Source organism: Amycolatopsis sp. NPDC051071 (assembly GCF_040682875.1).
Lineage (GTDB): Bacteria > Actinomycetota > Actinomycetes > Mycobacteriales > Pseudonocardiaceae > Amycolatopsis.
This window is the reverse complement of the sequence record NZ_JBFBBY010000008.1, coordinates 35,138-60,578: the sequence shown is the minus strand read 5'-3', so window position 1 is coordinate 60,578 and position 25,441 is coordinate 35,138. Positions and strand designations below refer to the sequence as shown.

Sequence of the window (25,441 nt, the reverse complement as noted above, 5' to 3'; positions counted from 1 at the left end):
GGATCAGGAACCTGACCTGACCCAGGTGCGGACCAGCTCGCCGGCCCGCTCGCGCAGTAGTTCCGCCGCGTGCGCACGCGCGTGGTCGAGCGAAGGCGCGTGGTCGATGAGGGCAGCGCTGCCCACGACACCGAGACCGGCGAGCTGGCTCTCGTCCAGCTGAATCCGTCCGGCGAGCACCATCAGCGGCACGGCGTGCTCCTGTGCGCGGGCCGCGATGCCCGCCGGGGCCTTGCCGTCGAGGCTCTGCTCGTCCAGCGAGCCCTCGCCTGTGATGACCAGATCTGCCCGTTCGATCGCGTCGGCGACGCCGGTGAGCCCGGCGATGAGCTGGAACCCGGATTCGACACGCGCGCCGAGTCCCGCGATCGCACCGGCGGCCACCCCGCCGCCCGCGCCTGCCCCAGGGATACCGGAGACGTCCGGGGTCCCGGCGTTCAGCAGCGCTTGTGCCCAGCGGGTCAGCGATTCGTCCAGTTGTCCGACCTCACGCGGTCCCGCGCCCTTCTGCGGACCGAAGATCGCGGCCGCGCCACGTGGGCCGAGCAGCGGGTTCGTCACGTCGGTGGCGACGGCGACCTCCACGGAGCCAAGCCGGTAGCGCACCGGGCCGAGTTCGGCCGAAGCGACCCGGCCCAGCGGGCCACCGCCCAGTCCGACGGGCGCGCCGAACGCGTCGAACACCCCGGCACCCAGCGCGGCCAGCATTCCGGCGCCGCCGTCGGTGCTCGCGGTGCCGCCGACGGTCAGCACCAGCCGACGCGCACCGTTGTCGAGTGCGTGCGCGAGGAGTTCGCCGACACCCCACGTGTGCGCGGCCACTGCCACTTCCGGACTCGGTTCGACAAACTCGATCCCGCAGGCGCGGGCCGATTCGATGTAGGCCGTTCCGTCGAGCATCACGTAGCGCGCCTCGACGGTGTCTTCGAGGGGACCCCGGACCGGAAGTTCCACGAGTCGGCCGCCCGCCGCGACGAGGACGTCGAGCGTTCCTTCGCCGCCGTCGGCCACCGGGCAGGACGAGACCTCGGCCTCGGGCAACGCGTCGCGGACGCCGTGGGCGATCGCTTCCGCGGCCTCGACCGCGGTCAAGCTTCCCTTGAACTTGTCGGGCGCGATGACCACGCGAGTCATGGACGAACCTCCGTCAGCGGGTTCCCGCCGGTGAGTACCGACGCGACGTTTTCGGCCGCGAGCACGGCCATGGCGGTACGGGTCTCGACCGTCGCCGATCCGAGGTGCGGCGTCAAGACGACGTTTTCGAGAGACAGGAGCCGCGGTTCGACCTCGGGCTCGGCTTCGAATACGTCGAGACCGGCTCCGGCGATCTCCCCGGCTTCGAGCGCGTCCGCCAGCGCGGCCTCGTGGACGACCGGCCCGCGCGTGGTGTTGACCAAGTAGGCGCCCGGTTTCATCGTCTTCAGCGCGTCCGCGTCGATGAGGTACCGCGTCTCCCGCGTCAGCGGGCAGTGCAGCGAAACGACGTCGGAGCGCTCCAGCAGTTCGTCGAGGGTCACGTACTCGGCGCCCAAGGCCTTCTCGACCTCTTTACCGGCGCGCGATCGTCCTGAGTAGACGACCCGCATGCCGAACCCCAGCGCCCGGCGTGCGACAGCCTGCCCGATCTGGCCGAGCCCGACGACGCCGAGCGTCTTGTCCTGGAGGCCGGAGCCGAGCAGGAAACCGAGGTGGAACGACCACGGCGTACGCGAGCGGATCAGCCGTTCGCCCTCGCCGAGCCGTCGCGTGACCGCGAGGAGTAGCCCGAACGCCAGATCCGCGGTGGCGTCGGTGAGTACGCCGGGGGTGTTGGTGACGGTGATCCCGCGGCCGGCCAGCGCCGGGACGTCGAGGTTGTCGTATCCGACGGCCACGTTCGCGACGACCTTCAGGCCAGGGCCCGCCGCGTCGGCGACTTCGCCGTCGATCCGGTCGTGCAGCATGCCGACGATCGCGGACGCACCTTGGACGAACTCGCGCAGCTCGTCCGGCGTGAGCGGCCGGTCGGCGCGGGACAGTTTCACCTCACCGACCTCGGCGAGCACCTTCAGCGCTTCGTCGGGAATCCACCGGGTCACCGCGATCGTCGAGGGCACACCGTCAGCCTAGTGTGCGGCGATTGGCATCCCAAACGCCGCGAATCCCCGCTATGAGGGATGCGCTTCCCCTGCGCGGGGGAGCCGGTGAGGCGGATCAGCGCGCTCGCGTAGTCCTTTCCGTACAGCCCCGGATCGAACTCGTGTAAGAGCAGGACGGCGCCGTGGTGGATCTCGCCGGTGTCGTCGCGGTACCGCGCGTCCGGGTCCAGCCCGGCGAGCGGACGGCCGTACTCCGACGGCCGTTGCCGGATCAGCACCACGCGGTCTTCGAGCAGGTACGGGCCGCGGTCAGCGGGGAGCCGCCCGGTTCGCCGAGCCGATACCGCGCGCCGTGCTGGACGACCGTGCGGATCTCCTTGTGCAGCGCCACAAGCGCGGCGGCCCTCGCGCACTCTTCGAACGTCCACAGTGGAAGCTACTCGCCGAAGCCGGGATGGTCCGCCCGCAGCTGGTCCATCACCGCGTACACCGCGCGGACGTGGTCAATCCACAGCCCGGACGCGTCCTCACCACGCTCCGGCTAACCCGCCTCGGTGAACGCACGGTTCATGTCCCCTTTGAGGAAGCCGATCTCGTGCGCGCCCACGAGGCTGTCTAGCCATTTGTGCGCCCAGTCCGCGACTTCTGGCCGCGCGATGTTGAGCACGAGCTGGTTGCGCAACGTCGTCCGTTCGCGGTCGCCCATCTGTAGCAACCAATCCGGATGCGCAGGGTAGAGAGCACTGTCCGGGTTCACCATCTCCGGCTCGACCCAGATTCCGAACCGCATGCCGAGCCAGTGGACCTCGTCGATGAGCGGGCCGAGCCCGTGCGGAAGCGTTCGGGGCCGTGGCGGTCTATAACCCGGGGTCTTCGCCCGCCGACATCACGGTGGAGTGGGATGACGTCGGCCCGCGGGGAAGGCGAAGTGCGGGCTCTGGTCGCGCGGACCGAGCTGGGGAAGGCCCGAGACCTGACCCACCACCCATAGCCACCTTCCTTCCACTTCCGCCCCCACACCCGGCCGAACCGTGATATGTTCAGATGAAGAACAAGTGTGCGCGATACGAACAATCCGGGAGTGGGGATGGCGGAGCTGCTGTCGTTGAAGGAGGCCGTGGCGCGGCTGGTGCACGACGGGGACACCGTCGCGCTCGAGGGCTTCACGCACCTCATCCCGGTGGCCGCCGGTCACGAGATCATCCGTCAGCGCCGTACCGGCCTGACGCTGGTCCGCATGACCCCGGACATCGTCTACGACCAGCTCATCGGCGCGGGCTGCGCGAGCAAGCTGATCTTCTCGTGGGGCGGCAATCCCGGCGTCGGTTCGTTGCACCGGTTTCGCGACGCCGTCCAGCGCGATTGGCCGGTCCCGCTGGAGATAGAGGAACACAGTCACGCGGGTATGGCGAACCGGTACGTCGCCGGCGCTTCGGGGCTGCCGTTCGCGGTGCTTCGCGGGTACACGGGCACCGACCTGCCCGCGCGGACCGACACGATAAAACCCATCACCTGCCCGTTCACCGGTGAACAGCTCGCCGCCGTCCCGGCGCTGAACCCGGACGTGACGATCGTGCATGCCCAGCGCGCAGACCGCGCGGGCAACGTCCAGATCTGGGGTATCACCGGCGTCCAGAAGGAGGCGGTGCTGGCGGCGAAACGGTCGCTGGTCACCGTCGAGGAGGTCGTGGACGAACTCGAGCCGCGGCCCGGCGCGATAGTGCTGCCGTCGTGGGCGGTCACCGCCGTCGCCGAGGTGCCCGGCGGCGCGAGCCCGTCCTACGCGGCCGGGTACTACGAACGGGACAACGACGCCTACCAGGCATGGGACGAGATCGGCCGGGACAGGGAGAGCTTCACCCGCTGGCTCGACGAGCTGACGGGAGTGAAGGCGTGACCGAGTACACCGCCGACGAGATGATGAGCGTCGCCGCCGCCCGTGCGCTCGGCGACGGGATGTCCTGTTTCGTGGGCATCGGACTGCCCAGTACGGCCGCGAACCTGGCCCGCCGCGGCCACGCGCCGAACCTGACGCTGATCTACGAATCCGGCTGTCTCGGCGCCAAACCGACCCGGTTGCCACTGTCCATCGGCGACGGCGAACTGGCCGACACCGCCGACGCCGTGGTCAGCGTCCCCGAGGTCTTCAACTACTGGCTTCAGCCCGGCCGGATCGACGTCGGATTCCTGGGCGCCGCCCAGCTGGACAAGTTCGGCAACATCAACACCACCGTCATCGGCCCGGACTACGCGAACCCGAAGGTCCGCCTGCCCGGCGCGGGCGGCGCGCCGGAGATCGCCGCGTCCTGCCGCGAGGTGTTCGTGGTGCTGCGGCAGAGCACCCGCGCGTTCGTCGAGAAGGTCGACTTCGTGACGTCCTTCGGCCATGGCACCGGCAAGGGCGACCGGGAGCGGCTCGGCCTCCCCGGCGCCGGGCCGACGCTGGTGGTCACCGACCTCGGCCTGCTGCGCCCCGACCCGGAGACCTCCGAGCTCACGCTCACCGAACTGCACCCCGGTATCGAGGTCGATCAGGTCGTCGCGGCTACCGGGTGGAAACTGAAGGTGGCGGGCGACCTGGGAACCACCCCGGCGCCGACCGAGGCAGAACTCCGCATCCTCCGAGACCTCAAAAGGGCGAGCGCATGACCGACGTCTTCCTGTTCGACGCCATCCGTACCCCGTTCGGCAAGTACGGCGGCGCCCTGTCCGGGGTCCGCCCGGACGACCTCGCCGCCACCGTGCTGCGGGCGCTGGCCGAGCGCACCGACCTCGACCCGGCCACCGTCGACGAGGTCGTGCTCGGGGACGCCAACGGCGCGGGTGAGGACAACCGCAACGTCGCGCGGATGGCCGCGCTGCTGGCGGGCTGGCCGACCACCGTTCCCGGCGCCACGGTGAACCGGCTGTGCGGTTCCGGTCTCGACGCCGTCATGCAGGCGAGCCGGTCGGTACAGGTCGGCGACGCGTCGCTCGTGGTGGCGGGCGGGGTCGAGTCGATGAGCCGTTCGCCGCTGGTCATGCAGAAGCCCGAGAAGGCCTTCCCGGCCGGCAACCAGACACTGCACTCCACCGCCCTCGGCTGGCGCATGGTCAACCCGAAGATGCCCGAGCAGTGGACGGTCTCCCTCGGCGAGTCCACCGAAATGCTCGCCGAGCGCTACGGCATCGGCCGGGACGAGCAGGACGCGTTCGCCGTCCGCAGTCACGTCAACGCCGCCCGCGCCTGGGACGAGGGGTTCTACGACGACCACGTCGTCCCGGTCGAGGGCGTGGACCTCGCGAGGGACGAGGGCATCCGGCCGGACTCCAGCCAGGAAAAGCTCGCGAAGCTCAAACCCGTCTTCCGTCCACAAGGGACGGTCACGGCGGCGAACGCGTCACCGCTGAACGACGGCGCGTCCGCGTTGCTCCTCGGTGACGAGGCCGCCGGGAAGCGGCTCGGCAAGGCGCCGCTGGCGCGGATCGCAGGCCGTGGTGCGGCAGGCGTCGATCCCGACGTCTTCGGCATCGGCCCGGTCCGCGCGGCCGAGATCGCCTTGGAGCGGGCCGGGATCGGCTGGGGCGACCTGGCGGCGGTGGAACTGAACGAGGCGTTCGCCGCGCAGTCGCTGGCCTGCCTGCGTGACTGGTCGAAGCTCGACCCGGAGGTCGTCAACGTCAACGGCGGCGCCATCGCGATCGGGCATCCGCTCGGCGCGTCCGGCGGCCGGATCCTCGGCACACTCGCCCACCACCTGCGCCGCAGCGGCGGCCGGTGGGGGCTGGCCACCATCTGTATCGGCGTCGGCCAAGGGCTGGCCGTCGTCCTCGAAGCCCACTGAGTTACTCGCGTGAACCACTGACTCGCGCCTGGAGGAGACAGTATGTCGGCACCCGCAGAACTGAGGCTCCCGCGCTACCGGCGCGATCCGGAGGGGACGCATCCGCCGCTCGATTACGCCGGTTACCGGTCGACGGCGCTGCGCCACCCCCAGGAGCCGCTGATCGTGCTTCCGCAGCTGCTGACCGAGGTCACCGGTCCGGCGCTGGGGCAGGGGCGGATCGGCGAGTTCGACAACGACCTCACGAAAGGGCACGCGGGCGAGCCGCAGGGACAGCGGATCATCGTCACCGGGCGGCTGCTCGACGGCGACGGGCGGCCGATCCGGGATTCGCTCGTCGAGATCTGGCAGGCGAACGCGGGCGGCCGGTACCAGCACACCGGGGACCGCTGGCCGTCGCCGCTCGACCCCAACTTCGACGGCGCGGGCCGGACACTGACCGACGGCGAAGGCCGCTACACCTTCACCACCATCAAGCCGGGCGCGTACCCGTGGAAGAACCACGACAACGCCTGGCGTCCGGCACACATCCACTTCTCGCTCTTCGGCAGCGCGTTCACCCAGCGCCTGGTGACCCAGATGTACTTCCCGGAAGACCCGTTGTTCTCCCAGGACCCGATCTTCAACTCCATCCCGGACGAGAAGGCGCGGCAGCGGATGATCGCGCGGTTCGACCTCGACCGCACCGAACCGGAGTGGGCGTTGGCCTTCCAGTTCGACATCGTCGTGCGCGGCCGCGAGGCTTCGGTCTTCGAAGACGAGGAGGACGAGCACTGATGCCGGAGACGACCCCTTCCCAGACCGTCGGACCGTACCTGTCCATCGGCCTGCCCTGGCCGGACGGGCCGGACGTCGTCCCGGCCGACGAACCGACGGCGATCCGTATCCACGGCCGCGTCCTCGACGGCGCGGGCGTGCCGGTCCCGGACGCGATGATCGAGACCTGGCAGGCCGACGCCGACGGCCGCTTCGACCATCCCGACGACCCGCGCGGAGCGGTCGCGAGCGGGTTCCGGGGCTTCGGGCGCTGCCCCACGGACCCGGGCGGGAACTACGAGATCCGGACGATCAAGCCCGGCGCGCTGCCCGGACCGGCGGGCACCACCCAAGCACCGCATATCGACGTCTCCGTGCTCGCACGCGGTCTCCTGCACCGCGTGGTCACACGGATCTACTTCGACGACAACGACAATTCCGGCGACCCGGTGCTCGCTTCGGTGCCGGAAGCCCGCCGGGACACGCTGATCGCGGTGAAGACCGGTGACGGCTACCGGTTCGACATCCGGTTGCAGGGGCAGGGAGAGACGGTCTTCTTCGATGTCTGATCCGGTGAAGGTGCACAGCATCGCGGAAGGGCCCGCGGACGGTCCGGTCGTGGTGCTCAGCGGATCGCTCGGCAGCGACCAGCGCATGTGGGAACGGCAGGTGAAACCCTTGGCGGACAAGGGTTTCCGGGTGATCCGGTACGACACGCGCGGACACGGCGCGTCGCCGGTGCCGCCCGGCCCGTATGCGCTGGATGACCTCGGTGGTGACCTGGTCGCCCTGCTCGACACGCACGGCGTCGAACGCGCCCACGTCGTGGGTCTTTCACTCGGCGGGATGACCGGGATGTGGCTCGGTATCCACGCCGCAGACCGGGTCGAGAGCCTGGTCCTGTGCTGCACGTCGGCGAAGCTCGGGCCACCGAAGATGTGGGCGGACCGGGCGAAAACGGTCCGCGAGAACGGAACCGGGTCGGTCGCCGAGGGCGGGGTTTCCCGCTGGGTGACCCTGGGCTACGCCGAAGCCCACCCGGACCAGGTCGCGTACCTGCGCGAGATGATCGCCGCAGTCCCGGCCGAGGGGTACGCGGCGTCCTGCGCGGTCATCGAACAGATGGATCTCGTCGACGATCTCCCGAAGATCGAGGCGCGGACCTTGGTCATCGCCGGGGCCGAAGACCCGGCCACCCCGGTCGTACACGCCGAGGTGATCGCGGGCGGCATCCCGGACGCCCGGCTCGCGGTCGTCGAAGGGGCCGCGCACCTGGGCAACTTCGAACAACCCGAGCGGTTCACTTCGCTGATCCTCGAGCATCTGGAGGCGGTTCGATGACCGATGACACCTACGAGACAGGCATGCGGGTGCGCCGCGAAGTCCTCGGGGACGCCCACGTCGATCGCGCGGTCGCCAAGACCACCGAGTTCAGCCGCCCGTTCCAGGACTACATCACCCGGGGGGCGTGGGGCTCGGTCTGGTCGCGTGACGGACTGGACCGCAAGACCCGCAGTTGCGTGACCCTGGCCGCGCTCACCGCGCTGCACGCCCACGACGAACTCGCCATGCACGTCCGGGCCGCGGTCCACAATGGACTTACCGCACAGGAGATCTCGGAGGTCCTGCTGCATACCGCGATCTACGCGGGCGCCCCGGCCGCCAACGCGGCGTTCGCCGTCGCCCAGCGGGTGCTGGCCGAACTCGGTGAGCCTGCCGCCCGGGAAGAGAGCGGCGGTTAGGGTTCTCGTATGGACGAAGGCGAGGTGACCGAGCGCGGAGCGCACCATGTCCAGTCGCTGGAACGCGGACTGGCGGTGATCAAGGCGTTCAACGCGGACGCGGCGGAACTCACGCTCAGCGACGTCGCCCGTGCCACCGGGCTGACCAGGGCGGCCGCCCGCCGGTTCCTGCTGACCCTCGTCGACCTGGGATATGTGCGCACGGACGGCAAGTACTTCTCGCTCACCGCACGGGTCCTCGAACTCGGCTACTCGTACCTCTCGAGCCTGTCGCTGTCCGAGGTCGCGCAACCGCATCTGGAACGGCTGTCCGCCGCGGTGCACGAGTCGAGTTCGGTGTCGGTCCTCGAAGGCCTGGACATCGTCTACGTCGCGCGTGTGGCCGTTTCGCGGATCATGGCCGTCACCATCAACGTCGGCACCCGGTTCCCGGCCCACGCGACGTCGATGGGCCACGTCCTGCTGGCCGGTCTGGAAGACCCTGACCTGCGTGGCTACCTTCACGCGGCCAAGCTGGAGAAACTGACCGCGCATACGCTGACCAGGCAGCAGGATCTGCTCGACGAGCTGCAGCGGGTCTACCGGCAGGGTTACGCGGTGGTCGATCAAGAACTGGAAGAGGGCCTTCGGTCGATTGCCGCCCCGATCAGGGACCGCCGGGGCCGGGTGGTGGCCGCGGTCAATTTGTCCACCCACGCCAGCCGCACGACGCCGGAGTCGGTCGAAAGCGAATTGCTGCCCTCGTTGCTCGCGGCCGCACGGGCCATCGAGACCGATCTGGCCTCGGCCCCGCCGAGCAGACAGAGCATGGGTCGGGCGGGACATGGATAGGGCAGGGCATGGCTGACGTCGCCGGACTGCTGCTCGCGGCCGGGGCGGGGCGCCGGTTCGGCGGCCCGAAAGCGCTGGCCGTGCTCGACGGAGAGCCGTTTGTCGTCCGCGCGCTGCGGGTGCTCGCCGACGCCGGTTGCGCCCCGGTCCGAGTGGTGCTGGGTGCCTCGGCCGCCGAAGTCCGCGTACTTCTGCCGGACTCCGACGCCGTTGTCGTGGCCGAAGACTGGGAATCCGGCATGGGCGCGTCGCTGCGCGCCGGACTGAACGCGCTGGAAACGACGAGTGCGGAAGTGGCCGTCGTCCACCTCGTCGACTTGCCCGGCGTCGGGCCCGAAGTGGTACGACGAGTCGCGGCCGGAGCCGACACGGGCACGGTGGCGCGGGCGGCCTACGACGGTGTCCCCGGACATCCCGTCGTGCTCGGCCGCCGTTGGTGGCCGGAGATCGCGTCGGGCGCGTCGGGCGACAAGGGCGCGCGGGACTGGCTCAAGGGCCGCCCGGACCTGCGGATCGTCGAATGCGGCGATCTCGGCACCGGGCGCGACGTGGACCGCCGCGAGGATCTTCCACACTGACTCCCCGGCTCCGCGAGGCTTACGATCGGGGCGTGACCGTCGAATCGCCGAAGAAACTGGCCGAAGCCCTCGAATCGGTCGGCTACCTCGCCGACGACGGCATCGCCACGGCCGGATTCCTCGCGCTCAAGCTCGGCCGCCCGCTGTTCTGCGAGGGCGAACCGGGCACCGGCAAGACCTCGCTCGCGCTGGGACTGGCCGAAGCGCTTGGCAGGCCGCTCATCCGGCTCCAGTGTCACGAGGGGATCGACGCGGCGCAGGCGCTGTACGAATGGGACTTCCCGCGCCAGCTGCTGCATCTGCGTGCGCTCGAAGCGGCGGGCGACGGCCATCTCGACGTCGAGACCGCCGAACAGTCCCTCTACACCGAACGCTTCCTCCTTTCCCGGCCGTTGCTGAAGGCGTTGCAGACCTCGCCGTGTGTCCTGCTGGTCGACGAGATCGACCGGGCCGACGACGAGTTCGAGGCGTTCCTGCTGCAACTGCTCGACGAGAACGCGGTGACCATCCCCGAGTTCGGTGAGGTGCGGGCCGAGCGTCCGCCGCTCGTGGTCCTCACCTCGAACCGGACCCGGGAGGTGCACGACGCGCTGAAGCGCCGCTGTCTCTATCACTGGCTCGAACATCCGGACCTCGGCCGGGAGATCGAGATCCTCCGCCGCAAGATCCCGAAGCTGGGTGAAGGGCTCGCGGCTCAGGTCGCGGCGGCGGTGCACCGGCTCCGGGCGATGGACCTGCTGAAGCCGCCGGGGGTGGCGGAATCCCTCGACTGGGCGCAGGCACTTCTCGCGCTGGAGATGTCCGAACTGGACGCCGTGGCCGCCGCGCGGACACTCGGCGCGGTGCTCAAGTACAGCGAAGACCTCGACCGGGTCCGCGCCAAGCTGGACGAACTGCTCGCCTGATCGGCCAACCGGGTTAGCATGACCAAGCGGAACCCTGATCCGGTAACCGCGAGCGGAGGAGTGGCGTGATGAGCGAAGAGGGCACCAAGGTCAAACGCGCGGACGCCCGCCGCAACGAGAAGACCCTGCTCGACGCGGCCTCCGCGGTCTTCGTGACGTCAGGGGTGGAGGCACCCGTCCGCGACATCGCGGCCGAGGCGGGCGTCGGCATGGGCACGATCTACCGGCACTTCCCGACCAGGGCGGACCTCATCATCGCCGTTTACCGCCACCAGGTCGACGCGTGTGCCGCCGCCGGGCCGGAGCTGCTGGCGTCCAGCGCGTCCCCGTACGAAGCACTGCGGCGCTGGATCGACCTCTTCGTCGATTTCCTGGTCACCAAACACGGCCTCGCCGCCGTTTTCCGGTCGGACAACGCCGGTTTCGAGCCGTTGCACGCCTACTTCCTCGACCGGCTTCTGCCGGTGTGCACGACGTTGCTGGACGCCGCGGCCGAAGCCGGCGAGATTCGTTCTGATCTGCGGGCGATCGAGGTCATGCGCGGCGTCGGGAACCTGTGCATCGGTGCCGGCGGCGACTCCCGGTACGACGCGCGCCGGATGGTCGGGGTCCTCGTCGCCGGGTTGCGCCTGCCCGCATAGACCACGCCTAGCCGTTCAGCATCTTCAGGAAGCCGTTCTCGTAGGTCACGGGATCCGCGTCGTAGCCGACGTTCTGCGGTGTTCCCTTCGGCGACACGTAGGTGCGGCCCGCCGCGGCGCCGTCCTGCCGGACGTCGACCTTCGCCGGACGCAGTTTCACCGGGCTCACCGTGTCGAACACCTCGGACGAGGCGAGGGTGTCCCACCAGAACGCCGTACCGTCCTGGATGTACGGCGTGAGATCCGGCTGGGTGACGATGGCGTGTACCAGTTTCGCCTCCGCCGTGCGGCCTTCCCGGCCCAGGCGCTCCACATAGGACGGTGTGATCGGGACGTCGTTCGTGGCGTCGAGTGGAACGATGTCGACGCGGCCGCGCGGGATCCTGGCGAAGACCTTGTCCGCCGACGCGGGGTCCAGCCACAGGTTGACCTCTTGGGTGCCGTCGAACTTCTCCGCGCCAGTGCCGAACAGGTTGCCGGGGACGTCGAAGGCGCCACCCATCACCGCGAGCCGGGAAATCCGCTGTGCCACACCGGGAACGTCCAAGGCCTTCGCGACATTGGACAGCGGCCCGGTCGCGATCACGACGACCGGTTTCGGCGATTTGAGCACCGTCGCGGCGAGAAGTGTCGACGCCCGGACCAGTGACGGACGGTTCGGCACCTTCGCGTCACCGAGTGCGCCGGTGAGGATGCTTTCGGTCCACGCGCGGCCGTCCGCGGGCATCGGGTTCACGCCGGTGTCGGAGCCGTCGGCGACCGGGATACCGGACAGACCGCAGTTCCCGAGCGCCGTCCGCACGTGGGTCAGCGCGCGACCGGGGATCCCGGCGCCGTTGTTGGTCACGGTGACCGCGCGCAACTCGATCTTCCGCTGTTTGTGTGCCTGGCACAGGTACGCGAGCGTCGCGATGTCCGCGAAATCGGAGTCGCCGTCGTACACGACCGGGACCGGTGACGGCTTCGGAGTGGCCGAGGCGGCCGGAGTCGCGGCCACGCCGAGGGCGCAGGAGAGCAGGACGGCGAGCACGGCACGGGACGGGAACATGGCGTCACCGTAGCGAGAAACGCGGATTTCCGGCAGGACCTAGGTCCTCTTCTCCCGGGAACGCGTGCGGTGGGCCGGGGAACGCGCTAAACCTCGAGTATGGAACGGACACAGTGTTGTGTGGTGGGGGGCGGTCCGGCGGGGATGGTGCTCGGGCTCCTGCTGGCGCGAGCCGGGGTCGAAGTCACGGTCCTGGAAAAGCACAAGGACTTCTTCCGTGACTTCCGCGGTGACACGGTGCATCCGCCGACGTTGATGTTGCTCGACGAACTCGGGCTCGGCGAGCGGTTCGCGGAACTGCCGTCGCGCCGCCTGGAGAAGATGCGGATGCTGATCGGTGACGCGACGATCGTCGCCGCCGATTTCAGCCGCGTTCCCGGGCCGCACAAGTACATCGCGATGGTCCCGCAATGGGACTTCCTGAATCTGCTCGCTGAAGCCGCGGCCGACGAGCCGACGTTCACCCTGCGGATGGGCACCGAAGTCACCGGGCTGCGTGCGGGTGGCGGGGTGCGTTACCGCGATTCCGACGGCGTCGAGCGGGAACTGGCCGCGCCGCTCGTGGTCGGCTGCGACGGCCGGGATTCCTTGATCCGCGCGGAAGCGGGGCTCGTACCGCAGGAGTACGACGTGCCGATGGACGTGTGGTGGGTCCGTGTGCCGAAACTCGAAGACACCGGCAAGGAAGCGCAGGTGTTCGGCCGGTTCGAGGGCGGGCTCGCGGGCATGACGATGGACCGCGGCGACTACTACCAGACGTCGTACCTGATCAGGAAGGGCGAAGACGAGTCGCAACGGGCCGAGGGCATCGAGAAGTTCCGGGAAAGGATCGGCGGCCTGTTCGGCTGGGGTGACGCCGAACTCGAAACGATCCGCGACTGGGACGACGTCAAACTGCTGAAGGTCCGGATGAGCAGGCTGCCGCACTGGTACTCCGGCCGGGTGCTCTGCATCGGCGACGCCGCGCACGCGATGTCACCGGCCGGCGGGATGGGCGTCAACATCGCCGTGCAGGACGCCGTCGCGGCCGCGCGGCTCCTTGCCGGGCCGCTGCTTCGCGGCACGCTGACCGCGCGGGACCTGGCCCGGGTGCAGCGACGCCGGACCGTGGCGGTCACTCTCGCCCAGAAGCAGCAACTGGCCGAGCACAAGATCTTGATCGAGCCCGCTCTCGACGGGACGCTGAACGAGCGGACCGTGCCGTTCGTGCTCCGGCTCTCGGACCGCTTTCCGCTGCTCACCGGCCTCGCCGCCTTCATGGGCGGCATGGGCCCCCTGCGTGAGAAGACCCCGGCCTTCGCCCGCCGCTGACTTTCGCGATTCGTCCTCTGGTTGCGGTACTTGCGCAGGCAACTACCGCAACCAGAGGACGAAACGCGCGCACAATGGAGGAGTGAGCGATCCACTGGCGGGTTTCGTCGGCTTCGCGGAGGCTTTGCGCGAAGCGGGCTTGTCGTGTGACGCGCACCGAGTCCAGGCGTATCTGGCGGCCGTCGGCGAGGTCGACCTGGCCGATCCCGAGCAGCTGTACTGGGCCGGACGCCTGACGCTGTGCTCCGATCCCGACGACCTCCCGCGTTACGACGCCGCGTTCGATGGCTGGTTCACCGCCGCCGAAGCCCGGCCACGACGGCGAAGCAGGCAAGCGGTCCCGAAGCGCGCCAGGATCGCCGCCCTCACACAGGTCCCGTCCGGCGAGGGTGAGACCGGAGCCGAGCCCGATCAGCTCCGTGTGGCGGCGAGCGACGACGAGGTCCTTCGGCATCGCGACCTCGCCGGGCTGAGCGCCGCCGAACGCGCTCACCTGCGGGAGCTGCTGGCGAAACTGCGCCCGGTCCTTCCGCTGAGGTCGTCTCCGCGCCGTCGCGCGGCCAAACGCGGCACGCTCGACCCGGCGCGCACACTGCGGGCGATGCTGGCGGGCGGCGGCGAGCCCGTGCGCCTGGCGTACCGGCGCCGGGGCGTCAAACCACGCCGTCTCGTGTTCCTGATCGACGTCTCGGGCTCGATGGGCCCGTACGCCGACGCACTCCTGCGGTTCGCGCACGTCGTCACGCGGACCGCACCCGGCCGGGTCGAAGTGTTCACCCTGGGTACCCGGCTCACCAGGGTTTCGCGTCAGCTGCGGCTGCGCGACCCCGAGTACGCGATGCTCGCCGCGGCCGCCGCGGTCCCCGATTTCGCGGGCGGGACCAGACTCGGCGAGACCTTGCGAGCCTTCCTCGATCGCTGGGGACAACGAGGCGTGGCCAGGCGATCCGTGGTCACCGTGTTCTCCGACGGCTGGGAACGGGGCGACCCGGGACTGCTCGCCGAGCAGCTTGCCAGGCTGCGACGGCTCGCACACGCCGTACTCTGGGTTAACCCGCACGCGGGGCGTGCGGGTTACGCTCCCGTGCAGTCCGGCATCGTGGCCGCGCTTCCGTACCTCGATCGGCTGCTCGCCGGGCACAGCTTGGCCACGTTGGAACGACTGCTGGTGGAGATCGCCGATGCGTGACGTACTGGATGAACTGCACCGCCGCTGGGCTGCCGGGGAGACGGTGGGGGTCGGCACCGTGGTGGCGACGTTCTCGTCGGCGCCGCGGAGCCCGGGTGCCGCGATGCTCGTCGCGCCGGACGGCACGGTGACCGGCAGCGTCTCCGGCGGCTGCGTCGAAGGCGCCGTCTACGAACTCGCGCAGCAGGTGGTGGCCGATCGCGCGCCCGTGCTGCAGCGCTATGGCGTCACCGACGACGACGCGTTCGCGGTGGGGCTGACCTGCGGCGGGATCATCGACATCTACGTCCAGCACGTCGACCGCGATTCGATGCCGGAACTCGGCGACGTCGTCGAATCGGTCCACGAGGGACAGCCGGTCGCGGTCGTGACCGTGGTCGAGCACGAACGGGAAGGGCTGGTCGGCGAGCATCTGATCGTCTGGCCGGACCGGGTCACCGGTTCACTCGGCTCGTCGCGGATGGACGACGCCGTCGCCGACGACGCGCGCGGCATGCTTGTGGGCGGCCGCAGCGGCACCCTGCGCTACGGGCCGGACGGGCAGCGCCGCGGCGAGGGGATGACGGTCTTCGTCAACTCCTTCGAACCACCCGCGCGCCTGCTGGTCTTCGGTGCCATCGACTTCGCCGCCGCGATGGCGAAAATGGGCACGTACCTCGGCTACCAGGTCACGGTCTGCGACGCGCGGCCCGTGTTCGCGACGAAGAGCCGGTTCCCCGACGCGCACGAGGTCGTCGTCGACTGGCCGCACCGCTACCTGAAGGCCGAGGCCGACGCGGGCCGGATCGATCCCCGCACGGCGATCGCCGTACTCACGCACGACCCGAAGTTCGACGTGCCACTGCTGGAGGTCGCGTTGCGGCTCGACGTCGGCTACGTCGGCGCGATGGGTTCCCGCAAGACCCATGACGACCGGTTCGCGCGGCTGCGCGAGGCCGGGGTCACCGAGGCGGAACTCGCACGGCTGTCCTCGCCGATCGGCCTCGATCTCGGCGCGCGGACACCGGAGGAGACCGCAGTGTCGATCGCCGCGGAGATCATCGCGCTGCGGTGGAGCGGGTCGGGTTCGCGGCTGGCCGCGCTCAGCGGCCGGATCCACGGCTGACGCCGGGTACCGGGACCGCCTGACTCGATTTGACCACGTCGAACGCGGGCAGCGTTTCGAAGCGTTTGACGTGCTCGGTGAACAGCGCGCGGGAAAGGGACCTGCTCGCTTTCAGGTCGTGAGTGAGCAGGACGACGACGTAGTCCCATTGCCCCACGATGCTGTAGCAGTGCTGCACCCGCGGTTCGGCCAGCATCCGCGCGCGGAACGCGTCGTGGTGCTCGACGTCGTCGTCCGTCAGCGCGATCAGGATGACCGACGTCATCCCGGCGCCCAGCGCCTCCGGATCGAGTACGGCGACCTCCGCGCGGATCACGCCCGCCGCGCGCAGCCGGGTCAGCCTTCGCTGGACCGCGCTCGGGGAAAGGCCGACGGCGTCGCCGAATTCGTGCAGCGGGCGGGCCGCGTCGACCTGGACGAGGTCGAGCAGCAGATGGTCGATCTCGTCGAGGGTCACGCAAGATTTTTGCACGCGGACGGGAAATTTTACAATCGTGATGCTCGCCCTCCCGCCTAGTTTGGGCTTCATGACCGACATCGACCTGCAGCTGGACCACGTCGCCGAAGCGGCGAAGGTGATCGACCCCGTTTTCCTGAATTCCCCGCAGTACAGCGACGAACAGCTGAACGACCGGCTCGGACGGCGCGTGCTGGTGAAGATCGAGACGCTGAACCCGTTGCGCAGCTTCAAAGGCCGCGGCGCGGAGTACTTCGCCGCCGGGCTGGAGCCGGGGACGACCGTGGTGTGCGGGACCTCCGGCAACTTCGGGCAGGCCGTCGCGTTCGCCGCTCGCAAGTACGGTTTGCGGGCCGAGTTGTTCGTCCCCGCCGGCGTCGCCCCGGTCAAACTGCGCCGGATGAAGGCCTTGGGCGCGAGGGTGCGCCGGGTCGAGGGCGAGGCGAAGGTCGCCGCGGCCGCCTTCGCCGCCGAGGCCCCGGATCGCGTCTTCGTGGTCGACGGCCGCGAACCCGCGATCTCCGAAGGCGCGGGCACGATCGGGATGGAACTGGCACGGGTGAAGGGGATCGACACGGTCGTACTCCCGGTGGGTGACGGCGCGCTGATCGCCGGGGTCGCGCTCTGGCTCAAGGCCCACTCGCCGGACGTCCGCGTGGTCGGCGTCGGCACCACGTCCGCGCCCGCCATGGAGAGGAGCTGGAAGGCGGGGAAGCCGATCACCGCGGACCGGGCGAACTGGTTCGCCGGTGGGATCTCGATCCGGACGCCGGAACCGGAATCCGTCCGGCGTCTGCGGTCGCTCATCGACGACTTCGTGCTGGTCGGCGACGACGATCTGCGGGCGGCCATGCGGCTGGGCGCGGAGACCCTCGGCGTCGTCCCGGAACCCGCGGGCGCCGCCGGCCTGGCCGCGCTGACCGTGCACGACATCCCAGGCGATTTCGCCGCCACCGTGGTGACGGGGGCGAACGCGGATCTCTCGGTGCTCGGCATGGCGGGTTGAACACCAAGAGAGCCGCCGCGCTTGCGGTGAAAACCCTGAGCTGACAACGCATCTGCGGACCCGGCCGGGAACCACCCCCTGGTGGGGGTTGTCCCGGCCGGGCAGAAGTAGCACGCTCGGCTGTGAGTCCGATCACGGTCGCCCGGGGTCGGTCCGTGACAACCCGAATGACCGGCCGCTCCCGAACGACCCCGGACCAGCGCGGGGTTTCGCTTTGCTTTTGGAGGCCTGATGCGCATCACCGTCACCGTCGACGGCACCAGCTACACAGACGAAGTCGAGCCCCGCACGCTGCTTGTGCACTATCTGCGCGAACAGGTCGGGAAAGTGGGTACTGTCGTCGGCTGCGACACCAGCAACTGCGGCGCGTGCACCGTCCATCTCGACGGCCACAGCGTGAAATCCTGTTCGGTACTCGCGGTACAGGCCGACGGCTGCGAGGTCGCCACGATCGAGGGACTCGCCCGTGACGGCCAGTTACATCCCGTGCAGAAGGCCTTCCACGAAAACCATGCCCTCCAATGCGGATTCTGCACGCCCGGGATGATCATGCAGTCGATAGACCTGCTGGCCGACAATCCCGACCCGGACGAAAAGGCCGTCCGAGAAGGACTCGAAGGCAACTTGTGCCGCTGCACGGGCTACCAGAACATCGTCCGCGCGGTACGCGACGCCGCCCATCAGATGCGGCCCGGCGCCGGGCCGGAAGCCGAAAGGCTCGCTTCGGACACCGCCTCCCGCGTTGGCGCGGGTGGTGAGTGATGACCTCCACGATCGAACCGGAGGTCGGCAAGGCCCGCCGCCGCAAGGAGGACGAACGCCTCATCGCCGGCCGTACGCGCTGGACCGACAACCTGACCCTGCCGGGCATGCTGCACCTCGCCGTGCTCCGCAGCCCGTTCGCACACGCCAAGATCGTCTCGATCGACACGTCCGAGGCGAAGTCCGCACCGGGTGTCATCGCGGTGTACACGGGGAAGGACCTCGACCCCGAAAGCGCCATCGGCATGCCGTGCGCGTGGCCGATCACGCCGGACATGAAAGCGCCGCGCAGGCCCATTCTCGCGTCGGACACGGTGAACTTCGCCGGCGAAGGTGTCGCGGTGGTCGTCGCACGTACATCGGCCGAAGCGCACGACGCGCTCGAAGGGATCGACGTCGATTACGACGAACTGCCGGTTGTCCTCGGGCTCGAGAACGCGCTCGCCGAGGGCGCGCCGCTGGTGCACGAAGAACTCGGCACCAATCAGAACGCCTTGTGGGTCTTCGATTCCGCGGCCGCGGGAACGGGATCCGACGTCGAGGACGCGATCGCGAATTCCGAGGTCGTGCTCAAACGCCGGTTCCGTCAGCAGCGCCTGGTGCCCGCGTTCATGGAACCACGCGCGTGTGTCGTCGACCCGACCGGCAACCAGCTGGTCATGTGGTCGGCCACCCAGGTCCCGCATATCCTCAAGACGATGACCGCGGCCACGCTCGGCATCCCCGAGCACAAGGTGCGGGTGATCGCGCCGGACGTCGGCGGTGGTTTCGGCGGCAAGATCGCCGTGCTGCCCGAGGAAATGATGTCGACGCTGATCGCACAGCGGCTCGGGAAACCGGTCAAGTGGACCGAGTCCCGTTCGGAGACGATGGTCGCCGCGCACCACGGCCGCGACCAGATCCAGGACATCACCGTCACCGCGAACCGCGACGGCACGGTGACCGGGCTCAAGGTCGAACTGCTCGCCGACATGGGTGCGTATCTCGGTCTCGTCGGGCCCGGCGTGCCGATCCTCGGCGCGTTCATGTTCAACGCCATCTACAAGTTCCCGGCGTACCATTTCGCCTGCACCAACGTGTTCACCAACACCACGCTCACCGACGCCTATCGCGGCGCCGGGCGGCCGGAGGCCACGTTCGGGATCGAGCGGATCATGGACGAGCTCGCCGTCGAGCTGGGCATGGACCCGATGGAGATCCGCGAGAAGAACTGGATCAAGCACGAGGAGTTCCCGTTCACCACGGTGGCCGGGCTGACCTACGACTCGGGCAACTACGAGGCCGCCACCGCCAAGGCCAAGGAACTTTTCGACTACGACGGCCTTCGCCGTGAGCAGCGGGAGCGTCGGGAAGCGGGTGACCCGGTCCAGCTCGGCATCGGGATCTCGACGTTCACCGAGATGTGCGGCCTGGCGCCGTCGCGGGTGCTCGGCTCACTCGACTACGCGGCGGGCGGCTGGGAGCACGCGGAGATCCGGGTGCTGCCCACCGGCAAGATCGAGGTGATCACCGGCGCCTCCGCGCACGGTCAGGGCCACGAGACGGCGTGGAGCCAGATCGTCGCCGACAAACTCGGTGTCCCGTTCGAGGACATCGAGGTCCTCCACGGCGACACCCAGTCCTCGCACAAGGGCATGGACACCTACGGCTCCCGGTCGCTGGTGGTCGGCGGGGTCGCGGTCGTCAGGGCGGCGGACAAGGTGCTCGCCAAGGCGAAGCCGATCGCCGCGCACATGATGGAATGCTCCGAGGACGACCTCGAATTCGACGCGGGCAAGTTCTCCGTCAAGGGCACGGATTCGTCGACGTCCCTCCAGGACATCGCGTGGGCCGTGTTCTCCGCGCACGATCTGCCGGACGGGATCGAACCCTCGCTGGATTCGGCGGACACGTTCGATCCGGAGAACTTCTCCTTCCCGCACGGCACGCATTTGTGCGCCGCCGAGGTCGACACGGAGACCGGACGGGTGAAGCTGCGTTCCTACGTCTGCGTCGACGACGTCGGTGTGGTGGTCAACCCGCTGATCGTCGAAGGCCAGGTGCACGGCGGGCTCGCGCAGGGAATCGCGCAGGCGTTGTTCGAGGAGGCCGTCCACGACGAGGGCGGCACGCTGACCACCGGGACGTTCGCCGACTATCTGCTCCCGTCGGCGGCCGACCTGCCCAGTTTCACCACCGACCGCACCGAGACACCGTCGACGACGAACCCGTTGGGCGCCAAGGGAGTCGGCGAGGCAGGCACGATCGCCTCGACGCCGGCGGTGGTCAACGCCGTTGTCGACGCCGTCCGGCAGTTCGGGGTGAACGACATCGAAATGCCGCTGACCCCGATGCGGGTCTGGCACGCCATCCAGCACCAGTCGGTCGCGGAGGGCGGTTTGGGTTCCGAAGCCGGCGGCGGTCTCGGTTCGGTCGACGCTTCCGGAGGTGCCCGGTGATCCCCGCCCCGTTCGAGTACATAGCTCCGTCCACAGTGGACGAAGCGGTGAGTGCCCTCGCCGAAGCGGGTGAGGACGCCAAGATACTGGCGGGCGGGCAGAGCCTGCTGCCGGTGCTGCGGATGCGGCTCGCCACGCCGGCCACGCTGATCGACCTCGGGAAGGTCGGCGAGCTGCGTGGTGTCCGCGAGGACGGCGACGCACTGGTCATCGGTTCGATGACCACGCACTACGACGTCCAGCGTGACGCGCTGATCGCCGAGCACGCCGCGTTGCTCAAGGCCGCCACCGACACGGTGGCCGATCCGCAGATCCGTCATCGCGGCACGTTCGGCGGCGCCATCGCGCACGCCGATCCCGCCGGTGACCTGCCGGCGCCGGTCCTCGCGCTCGGCTGCGAACTCGTCGTCGCCGGGCCGAACGGGCGGCGGACGGTCGCCGCGGCCGGCTTCTTCCAGGACATGTTCACCACGGCGCTCGCCGCGGACGAGATCCTGGTCGAGGTCCGCGTGCCGAAACACACCGGCTGGAGTGCCCACTACGAGAAGTTCAACCGGGTCGCGCAGGCGTGGTCGATGGTCGCGGTCGCGGCCTGCGTCCGCGTCGAGGCGGGCACCATCGAGGAGGCGCGGGTCGCGCTCACCAACATGGGCTCGACGCCGGTGCGGGCCGCCGGGGTCGAGGCGGCGCTGGTCGGTGTCCCGGCCACCGCCGAAGCGATCCGCGGCGCGGCGGAACGCGCTGCCGAAGGCACGAACCCGACGGCGGACGGCAACTCCGACGTCGAGTACCGCCGGCACCTCGCCAGGGTGCTGACCGGCCGGGCGGTCCTCGCCGCGGCAGGTTCTTAGAGCAGGAAAAGGAGGTCGGCCCGTGCGGCTTGACCACGCGTTCACCGTGCCGGCCCCGGTCGACGAGGTCTGGCAGGCCGTCGTCGACCCGGAACGGGTGGCGCCGTGCCTGCCCGGTGCCACCATCACCGGCGTCGAAGGCGACACCTTCAAAGGCACGGTGAAGGTCAAGCTCGGGCCGATCTCCTTGCTCTACAAGGGATCCGGCGAGTTCGTCGAGAAGGACGCGGACGCGAGGCGGGTGGTGATCAAGGCGTCCGGCAAGGATGCCCGCGGTGCGGGTACGGCGTCGGCGACGGTCACCCTCACCCTGACCGAGAAGGACGGCGTCACCCACGGCGCCGTCGCCACCGACCTGGCCGTCACCGGGAAGCCCGCGCAGTTCGGGCGAGGGCTGATCTCCGAGGTCGGCGGCAAGATCCTCGACGCGTTCGCGGACTGCCTGTCCGGCAAGCTCGCCGCCATGGCCGAGCCGGAACCGGCGAAACCCGAACCTCAAGAGCGTCCGCCGTTGAAAGCGGTGAAACCGGCGCCGCAAGGCGAAGCCATCGACCTGATGGAGTACGCGGGCGAGTCGGTGGTCAAACGGCTGGCACCGGTGCTCGTCGCGCTGGCCGGGCTGCTCGCACTCGTCGCGATCGTGCGGGCACTGAAACGCTGACTGTGACCTACAGCGCGCTGTGACAGAGAAGGAAATAGCCGGAGCGGCCCGCCGTTGAACCCGGTATGAAGGCGGATCACGAAGTCGACGTGGCGGTGATCGGGGCGGGCCAGGCCGGTCTGTCGGCGGCGTATCACTTGCGCCGCGCCGGCTTCGCGAACGACAGCGCAAAGGCGCACTCGGCGGGAACAAGTGCCTCGGGCGGTGGTTTCGTCGTGCTCGATCACGGCAAACGCCCGGGTGGCGCGTGGCAGTACCGCTGGCCGTCGCTGGTCGTGGAGAAGGTCCACGGCATCTACGACCTCCCCGGGATGAGCTTCGGTACCCCGGATCCGAAGCTGCCCGCGGCCGAGGTCGTCTCCGAGTACTTCGGCCGCTTCGAGCGCACCTACGACCTGCCGGTCCATCGCCCCGTCGACGTCCTGTCGGTGAGCGGCGAGGAAGACCGGCTGGTGGTCGCCAGCGCGACGGAGACGTGGGCGGCCCGCGCGGTGATCAGCGCGACCGGCACCTGGGACCGGCCGTTCTGGCCGTACTACCCTGGCCAGGAGACCTTCCGCGGCCGCCAGCTGCACACCGCCGATTACACCGGCGTCGGCGACTTCCGCGGGAAGCGTGTCCTCGTGGTCGGTGGGGGCTCCTCGGCCATCCAGCTGCTGCTGGAGGTCGCGCCCTTCGCCCGCTCGACGCGCTGGGTGACCCGCCGTCCGCCGGTCTGGCGCGACGAGCCGTTCAGCGAGGACTGGGGCCGCGAGGCCGTCGCCAGGGTCGAAAGGCGGGTCCGCGAGGGACTGCCGCCGGAGAGCGTCGTCAGCGTGACCGACCTGGCGGTGACGCCCGAGGTGCGGGCGGGAAGGGACGCGGGGATCCTCGACCGCCACCCGATGTTCGAGCGGATCACCCCGGACGGCGTCGAGTGGGCCGACGGCACCGCCGAACCCGTCGACGTCATCCTGTGGGCCACCGGCTTCCGTGCCGCCATCGACCACCTCGCGCCGCTGCGCCTGCGTGGTCCCGGCGGCGGGATCCGGATGGACGGCACCCGGGTCGTCGCCGAACCACGGCTGCACCTGGTCGGCTACGGCCCTTCGGCCAGCACCGTCGGCGCGAACCGGGCGGGCCGCGCGGCCGTCACCGAGCTCCGGCGCCTGCTCGGCCGCTGAGCTCGTCGAGGATGTCCACCAGCTCCGCGGGCTTCCGGAAGAAACCGGCGTGACTGCTCTTCACCTCCCGGACGTCGAACGGGTTGTCCGGCGTGAGCGCGTCGCCCTCGGCGATGTAGAGGTCCTGGACGGCGAGGGGCATGGAGCGATCCTCGGTCAGTTTGACGAAGGTGCGCGGGATCCTGCCCCACGAGTCCTTGCCGGCGCGGTGATCCCACTCGGGACCGGTCAGCCAGAACACCTCGTCCGGCTGGCTCGTGAGCATCACCGTGAGGAACTCGTCTTCGGTGAATTCGGCGGCGATGGCGTTCCGCAGCGCCTCCCGCTGTTCGCGATCGGCACCCCGCCAATTGACCCGCAGGAATCCTCGCACCGCCGGGTCGCCGACGAGCAGCGGCGCGGTGGCGGGGAACAACGCGGACGACGACCATTCGGGCAGTGCCGGGTATTCCCCGGGGGCGCGGTTCACCGGGCACTGCGCGGCGATGTAGACGAGGTGATCGATCAGTTCGGGGAGCGCGTTGGCGGCGGCGGTGATCGGGAGCCCGCCGAAACTGTGCGCGACCAGGACGACCGGGCCGTGGCGCCGCACCAGGTGGACGGTGTCGACGACGGCCGCGATGAAGTCGGCCGCGGTCAGCCCGCGCACCGCCGACGGTTCCGCCGCGAATGTTTCGAGGTCCTGTTCGTAATACGCGCGGGTGAATCCTGCGCCCCGGCCGGGAAGATCGATCGCGAGGGTCCGGTGCCCGCGTGCCGCCATCTCCCGCTGGGTGGCCGACCAGCCGTGCGCCGCGCTCCCGGAACCGTGTACGAAGACGAAAGTGGGAATCATGCTTTCGAGTGTGGCCGATTCCGGTGGCCGCCGGACGCCGTTGCCCGATGGGGCGGTGATCATCGCCGCAAAGGTCCGTCACCAGGGCGAATTCGAGACTTGACGGAGATTTAAGAAGGGAAGCCTTGTCGCGGTGGTGGCCGTCGGTCAGGGTGGTGAGGGGTTCTGACACACCAGGGGGAGTGGAAACAGATGACCATCGTCGATTCGCGCTCGGCCACCGGGCATACCGGCACCCGGCCGCGTGCCGGATGGCACGGCGAGCCGGGGAACTCCGGGGGGAGTAATCACGCCGAACGGGTCTTCCGGGTCCAGCAGGCGTTCGCCGAACTCGGCGGCGGGATCCGAGGGCTCGCGGAACTGACCAAGGCCGCCGGGGTCGACGATTCCGCCGTGCACCGCATCCTTCGCTCGGGGGTGGCCCACGGGACGTTCGTGCGCGTCGGCCGTGGCCGGTACCGGCTGGGTCCGGAGGCGGCGAAACTCGGTATCGAAGCACTCGAACAGGGCGTCGATCGCGCCTCGCTCGACCTCGTCCTGAACCGCCTGCGCGCCAGGACCGGCGGCGGGCTCGCGTTCCTCTACGGCCTGACCCGGCTGGGCGGCGTGCAGCGCCAATGCGTCGAAATGGCGGTCGGGGCCTCCGATCTGACCGAGATCGGGCTGTCCCCGCGGGAACTGCTGGCCTCCCACCAGTCCCTGCGCGTCGGCGCGTCGGGCCGGGCGATCCTGGCCTACCTGCCCGAATCGGTCCGGCAGCGCGTCGCGGACGAGCCGGTCCCGGACGGGATGGGGCCGGGGGCGTACCGCGATCGCGCGCGGCTGCTCGGTTCGCTCGCGGGAATCCGCGCGAAGGGGTACGCGATCGGGCTCGAAGAGTGCGCCCAGGGCTGGAATTCCTTCGCGGCCCCGGTGCTGTGGGGTGATGTCGTCGTCGGCGCCGTCACGGTGATGATCCCCGCGCCGCTTTCCGCGGCCAAGGGCACCCACGTCGACGCCGTACGCTCCGCGGCCGCCGCGGTGCAGCGGCTGATCCTCGACCACTGAGCCGACCACAGAAAGCCGACTCCTGAAAGCCGACCACTGAGCCGACTACTGAAAGCCGACTCCTGAAAGGCCCCGGTATCGCCTCGGCGACGTCGGGGCCTTTCGCATGCGAACCTATGGACCAGTTCGTGAAAGATTTTCGGATTAGCCTTTCTCGGTACGCGAGAAAGGAGACCCTTGTCATAATCCCCATTCTCTCGGCACTGGAGAAAC

The 25,441-nt window shown here is 69.6% G+C and carries 28 protein-coding genes; 22 read left to right on the top strand and 6 right to left on the bottom strand.

Features of this window, described 5'->3' with window-relative positions:
* Window positions 1-3: 3 nt before the first annotated feature.
* Window positions 4-1,134 carry a glycerate kinase gene (locus AB0M65_RS04600; RefSeq protein WP_364021338.1) on the bottom strand — a complete coding sequence of 377 codons (1,131 nt, stop codon included), beginning with the start codon at window positions 1,132-1,134 and terminating at the stop codon, window positions 4-6.
* Entirely contained in the window at window positions 1,131-2,096 is a 966-nt protein-coding gene (locus AB0M65_RS04595) for a D-glycerate dehydrogenase (RefSeq protein WP_364021335.1), read from the bottom strand. Before AB0M65_RS04595 ends, AB0M65_RS04600 begins: the two co-directional genes overlap by 4 nt.
* Before the next feature lie 164 nt (window positions 2,097-2,260).
* Between AB0M65_RS04595 and AB0M65_RS04590 the strand changes: the two genes are divergently transcribed.
* The gene (locus AB0M65_RS04590; protein ID WP_364021332.1) at window positions 2,261-2,623 is read left to right on the top strand and encodes a hypothetical protein; all 363 of its coding nucleotides are present in this window, start codon (window positions 2,261-2,263) and stop codon (window positions 2,621-2,623) included.
* Here AB0M65_RS04590 and AB0M65_RS04585 read toward each other — a convergent pair.
* Complete coding sequence (locus tag AB0M65_RS04585; RefSeq protein ID WP_364021329.1) at window positions 2,620-2,868, bottom strand: alpha-galactosidase; 249 nt, start codon at window positions 2,866-2,868, stop codon at window positions 2,620-2,622. The two genes, AB0M65_RS04590 and AB0M65_RS04585, sit on opposite strands and share 4 nt — an antisense overlap.
* A gap of 297 nt (window positions 2,869-3,165) precedes the next feature.
* Between AB0M65_RS04585 and AB0M65_RS04580 the strand changes: the two genes are divergently transcribed.
* The 11 genes from AB0M65_RS04580 (at window position 3,166) to AB0M65_RS04530 (ending at window position 11,355) form a co-directional block, all read left to right on the top strand.
* Window positions 3,166-3,975, top strand: coding sequence for a CoA transferase subunit A (locus tag AB0M65_RS04580; protein ID WP_364021327.1), 810 nt, complete (start codon window positions 3,166-3,168; stop codon window positions 3,973-3,975).
* The gene (locus tag AB0M65_RS04575) at window positions 3,972-4,727 is read left to right on the top strand and encodes a CoA-transferase subunit beta (protein WP_364021324.1); all 756 of its coding nucleotides are present in this window, start codon (window positions 3,972-3,974) and stop codon (window positions 4,725-4,727) included. The genes AB0M65_RS04580 and AB0M65_RS04575 overlap by 4 nt, the downstream gene beginning before the upstream one ends.
* The gene (locus tag AB0M65_RS04570; protein WP_364021321.1) at window positions 4,724-5,902 is read left to right on the top strand and encodes a thiolase family protein; all 1,179 of its coding nucleotides are present in this window, start codon (window positions 4,724-4,726) and stop codon (window positions 5,900-5,902) included. Before AB0M65_RS04575 ends, AB0M65_RS04570 begins: the two co-directional genes overlap by 4 nt.
* Before the next feature lie 42 nt (window positions 5,903-5,944).
* Complete coding sequence (pcaH, locus tag AB0M65_RS04565) at window positions 5,945-6,679, top strand: protocatechuate 3,4-dioxygenase subunit beta (protein WP_364021318.1); 735 nt, start codon at window positions 5,945-5,947, stop codon at window positions 6,677-6,679.
* Window positions 6,679-7,227: a protocatechuate 3,4-dioxygenase subunit alpha gene (gene pcaG, locus AB0M65_RS04560; protein ID WP_364021315.1), complete on the top strand. Its 549-nt coding sequence runs from the start codon at window positions 6,679-6,681 to the stop codon at window positions 7,225-7,227. Before pcaH ends, pcaG begins: the two co-directional genes overlap by 1 nt.
* Window positions 7,220-7,999: a 3-oxoadipate enol-lactonase gene (gene pcaD, locus AB0M65_RS04555; RefSeq protein ID WP_364021312.1), complete on the top strand. Its 780-nt coding sequence runs from the start codon at window positions 7,220-7,222 to the stop codon at window positions 7,997-7,999. Before pcaG ends, pcaD begins: the two co-directional genes overlap by 8 nt.
* On the top strand, window positions 7,996-8,400 hold the full coding sequence (gene pcaC / locus AB0M65_RS04550) for a 4-carboxymuconolactone decarboxylase (RefSeq protein ID WP_364021310.1): 405 nt from the start codon (window positions 7,996-7,998) through the stop codon (window positions 8,398-8,400). The genes pcaD and pcaC overlap by 4 nt, the downstream gene beginning before the upstream one ends.
* Window positions 8,401-8,409: 9 nt before the next feature.
* Complete coding sequence (locus tag AB0M65_RS04545) at window positions 8,410-9,231, top strand: IclR family transcriptional regulator C-terminal domain-containing protein (RefSeq protein WP_364021307.1); 822 nt, start codon at window positions 8,410-8,412, stop codon at window positions 9,229-9,231.
* 8 nt (window positions 9,232-9,239) lie between these two features.
* A complete protein-coding gene (locus AB0M65_RS04540; RefSeq protein WP_364021304.1) occupies window positions 9,240-9,809 on the top strand; it encodes a nucleotidyltransferase family protein in 570 nt (189 codons plus the stop codon).
* Between the two features lie 32 nt (window positions 9,810-9,841).
* Window positions 9,842-10,714 (top strand): MoxR family ATPase, encoded by an 873-nt coding sequence (locus AB0M65_RS04535; RefSeq protein WP_364021301.1) that lies wholly within the window; start codon window positions 9,842-9,844, stop codon window positions 10,712-10,714.
* Window positions 10,715-10,782: 68 nt separating this feature from the next.
* Window positions 10,783-11,355 (top strand): helix-turn-helix domain-containing protein, encoded by a 573-nt coding sequence (locus AB0M65_RS04530; protein WP_364021299.1) that lies wholly within the window; start codon window positions 10,783-10,785, stop codon window positions 11,353-11,355.
* A 7-nt stretch (window positions 11,356-11,362) separates the two neighbouring features.
* On the opposite strand, the gene AB0M65_RS04525 is transcribed toward AB0M65_RS04530, so the two are convergent.
* The gene (locus AB0M65_RS04525) at window positions 11,363-12,403 is read right to left on the bottom strand and encodes a nucleoside hydrolase (RefSeq protein ID WP_364021296.1); all 1,041 of its coding nucleotides are present in this window, start codon (window positions 12,401-12,403) and stop codon (window positions 11,363-11,365) included.
* Between the two features lie 99 nt (window positions 12,404-12,502).
* On the opposite strand from AB0M65_RS04525, the gene AB0M65_RS04520 reads away from it, so the two are divergent.
* The 3 genes from AB0M65_RS04520 to AB0M65_RS04510 all read left to right on the top strand — a co-directional run bounded on the left by AB0M65_RS04520 (window position 12,503) and on the right by AB0M65_RS04510 (window position 16,008).
* Window positions 12,503-13,714, top strand: a complete 1,212-nt coding sequence (locus AB0M65_RS04520; protein ID WP_364021293.1) for an FAD-dependent oxidoreductase — start codon at window positions 12,503-12,505, stop codon at window positions 13,712-13,714.
* A gap of 82 nt (window positions 13,715-13,796) precedes the next feature.
* Window positions 13,797-14,903, top strand: a complete 1,107-nt coding sequence (locus AB0M65_RS04515) for a VWA domain-containing protein (protein WP_364021290.1) — start codon at window positions 13,797-13,799, stop codon at window positions 14,901-14,903.
* Entirely contained in the window at window positions 14,896-16,008 is a 1,113-nt protein-coding gene (locus tag AB0M65_RS04510; RefSeq protein WP_364021287.1) for an XdhC/CoxI family protein, read from the top strand. The genes AB0M65_RS04515 and AB0M65_RS04510 overlap by 8 nt, the downstream gene beginning before the upstream one ends.
* Here AB0M65_RS04510 and AB0M65_RS04505 read toward each other — a convergent pair.
* Window positions 15,986-16,465 carry an Lrp/AsnC family transcriptional regulator gene (locus AB0M65_RS04505; protein ID WP_364021284.1) on the bottom strand — a complete coding sequence of 160 codons (480 nt, stop codon included), beginning with the start codon at window positions 16,463-16,465 and terminating at the stop codon, window positions 15,986-15,988. The genes AB0M65_RS04510 and AB0M65_RS04505 overlap by 23 nt on opposite strands.
* Window positions 16,466-16,535: 70 nt before the next feature.
* On the opposite strand from AB0M65_RS04505, the gene AB0M65_RS04500 reads away from it, so the two are divergent.
* From AB0M65_RS04500 to AB0M65_RS04475, 6 genes are all read left to right on the top strand, one after another.
* Complete coding sequence (locus AB0M65_RS04500) at window positions 16,536-17,471, top strand: pyridoxal-phosphate dependent enzyme (protein WP_364021281.1); 936 nt, start codon at window positions 16,536-16,538, stop codon at window positions 17,469-17,471.
* Between the two features lie 231 nt (window positions 17,472-17,702).
* Complete coding sequence (locus AB0M65_RS04495) at window positions 17,703-18,233, top strand: (2Fe-2S)-binding protein (RefSeq protein WP_364021278.1); 531 nt, start codon at window positions 17,703-17,705, stop codon at window positions 18,231-18,233.
* Window positions 18,233-20,671, top strand: a complete 2,439-nt coding sequence (locus tag AB0M65_RS04490) for a molybdopterin cofactor-binding domain-containing protein (protein ID WP_364021274.1) — start codon at window positions 18,233-18,235, stop codon at window positions 20,669-20,671. Before AB0M65_RS04495 ends, AB0M65_RS04490 begins: the two co-directional genes overlap by 1 nt.
* Complete coding sequence (locus AB0M65_RS04485) at window positions 20,668-21,522, top strand: xanthine dehydrogenase family protein subunit M (protein ID WP_364021271.1); 855 nt, start codon at window positions 20,668-20,670, stop codon at window positions 21,520-21,522. The genes AB0M65_RS04490 and AB0M65_RS04485 overlap by 4 nt, the downstream gene beginning before the upstream one ends.
* Window positions 21,523-21,544: 22 nt before the next feature.
* Complete coding sequence (locus tag AB0M65_RS04480; protein WP_364021268.1) at window positions 21,545-22,183, top strand: SRPBCC family protein; 639 nt, start codon at window positions 21,545-21,547, stop codon at window positions 22,181-22,183.
* Between the two features lie 65 nt (window positions 22,184-22,248).
* The gene (locus tag AB0M65_RS04475) at window positions 22,249-23,346 is read left to right on the top strand and encodes an NAD(P)-binding domain-containing protein (RefSeq protein WP_364021265.1); all 1,098 of its coding nucleotides are present in this window, start codon (window positions 22,249-22,251) and stop codon (window positions 23,344-23,346) included.
* Here the strand turns inward: AB0M65_RS04475 and AB0M65_RS04470 are convergent.
* Window positions 23,315-24,181, bottom strand: a complete 867-nt coding sequence (locus AB0M65_RS04470) for an alpha/beta fold hydrolase (protein WP_364021262.1) — start codon at window positions 24,179-24,181, stop codon at window positions 23,315-23,317. The genes AB0M65_RS04475 and AB0M65_RS04470 overlap by 32 nt on opposite strands.
* A 192-nt stretch (window positions 24,182-24,373) precedes the next feature.
* Here AB0M65_RS04470 and AB0M65_RS04465 point away from each other — a divergent pair, with 192 nt between their 5' ends.
* Window positions 24,374-25,228, top strand: a complete 855-nt coding sequence (locus tag AB0M65_RS04465; RefSeq protein WP_364021260.1) for an IclR family transcriptional regulator C-terminal domain-containing protein — start codon at window positions 24,374-24,376, stop codon at window positions 25,226-25,228.
* Window positions 25,229-25,441: the final 213 nt, after the last annotated feature.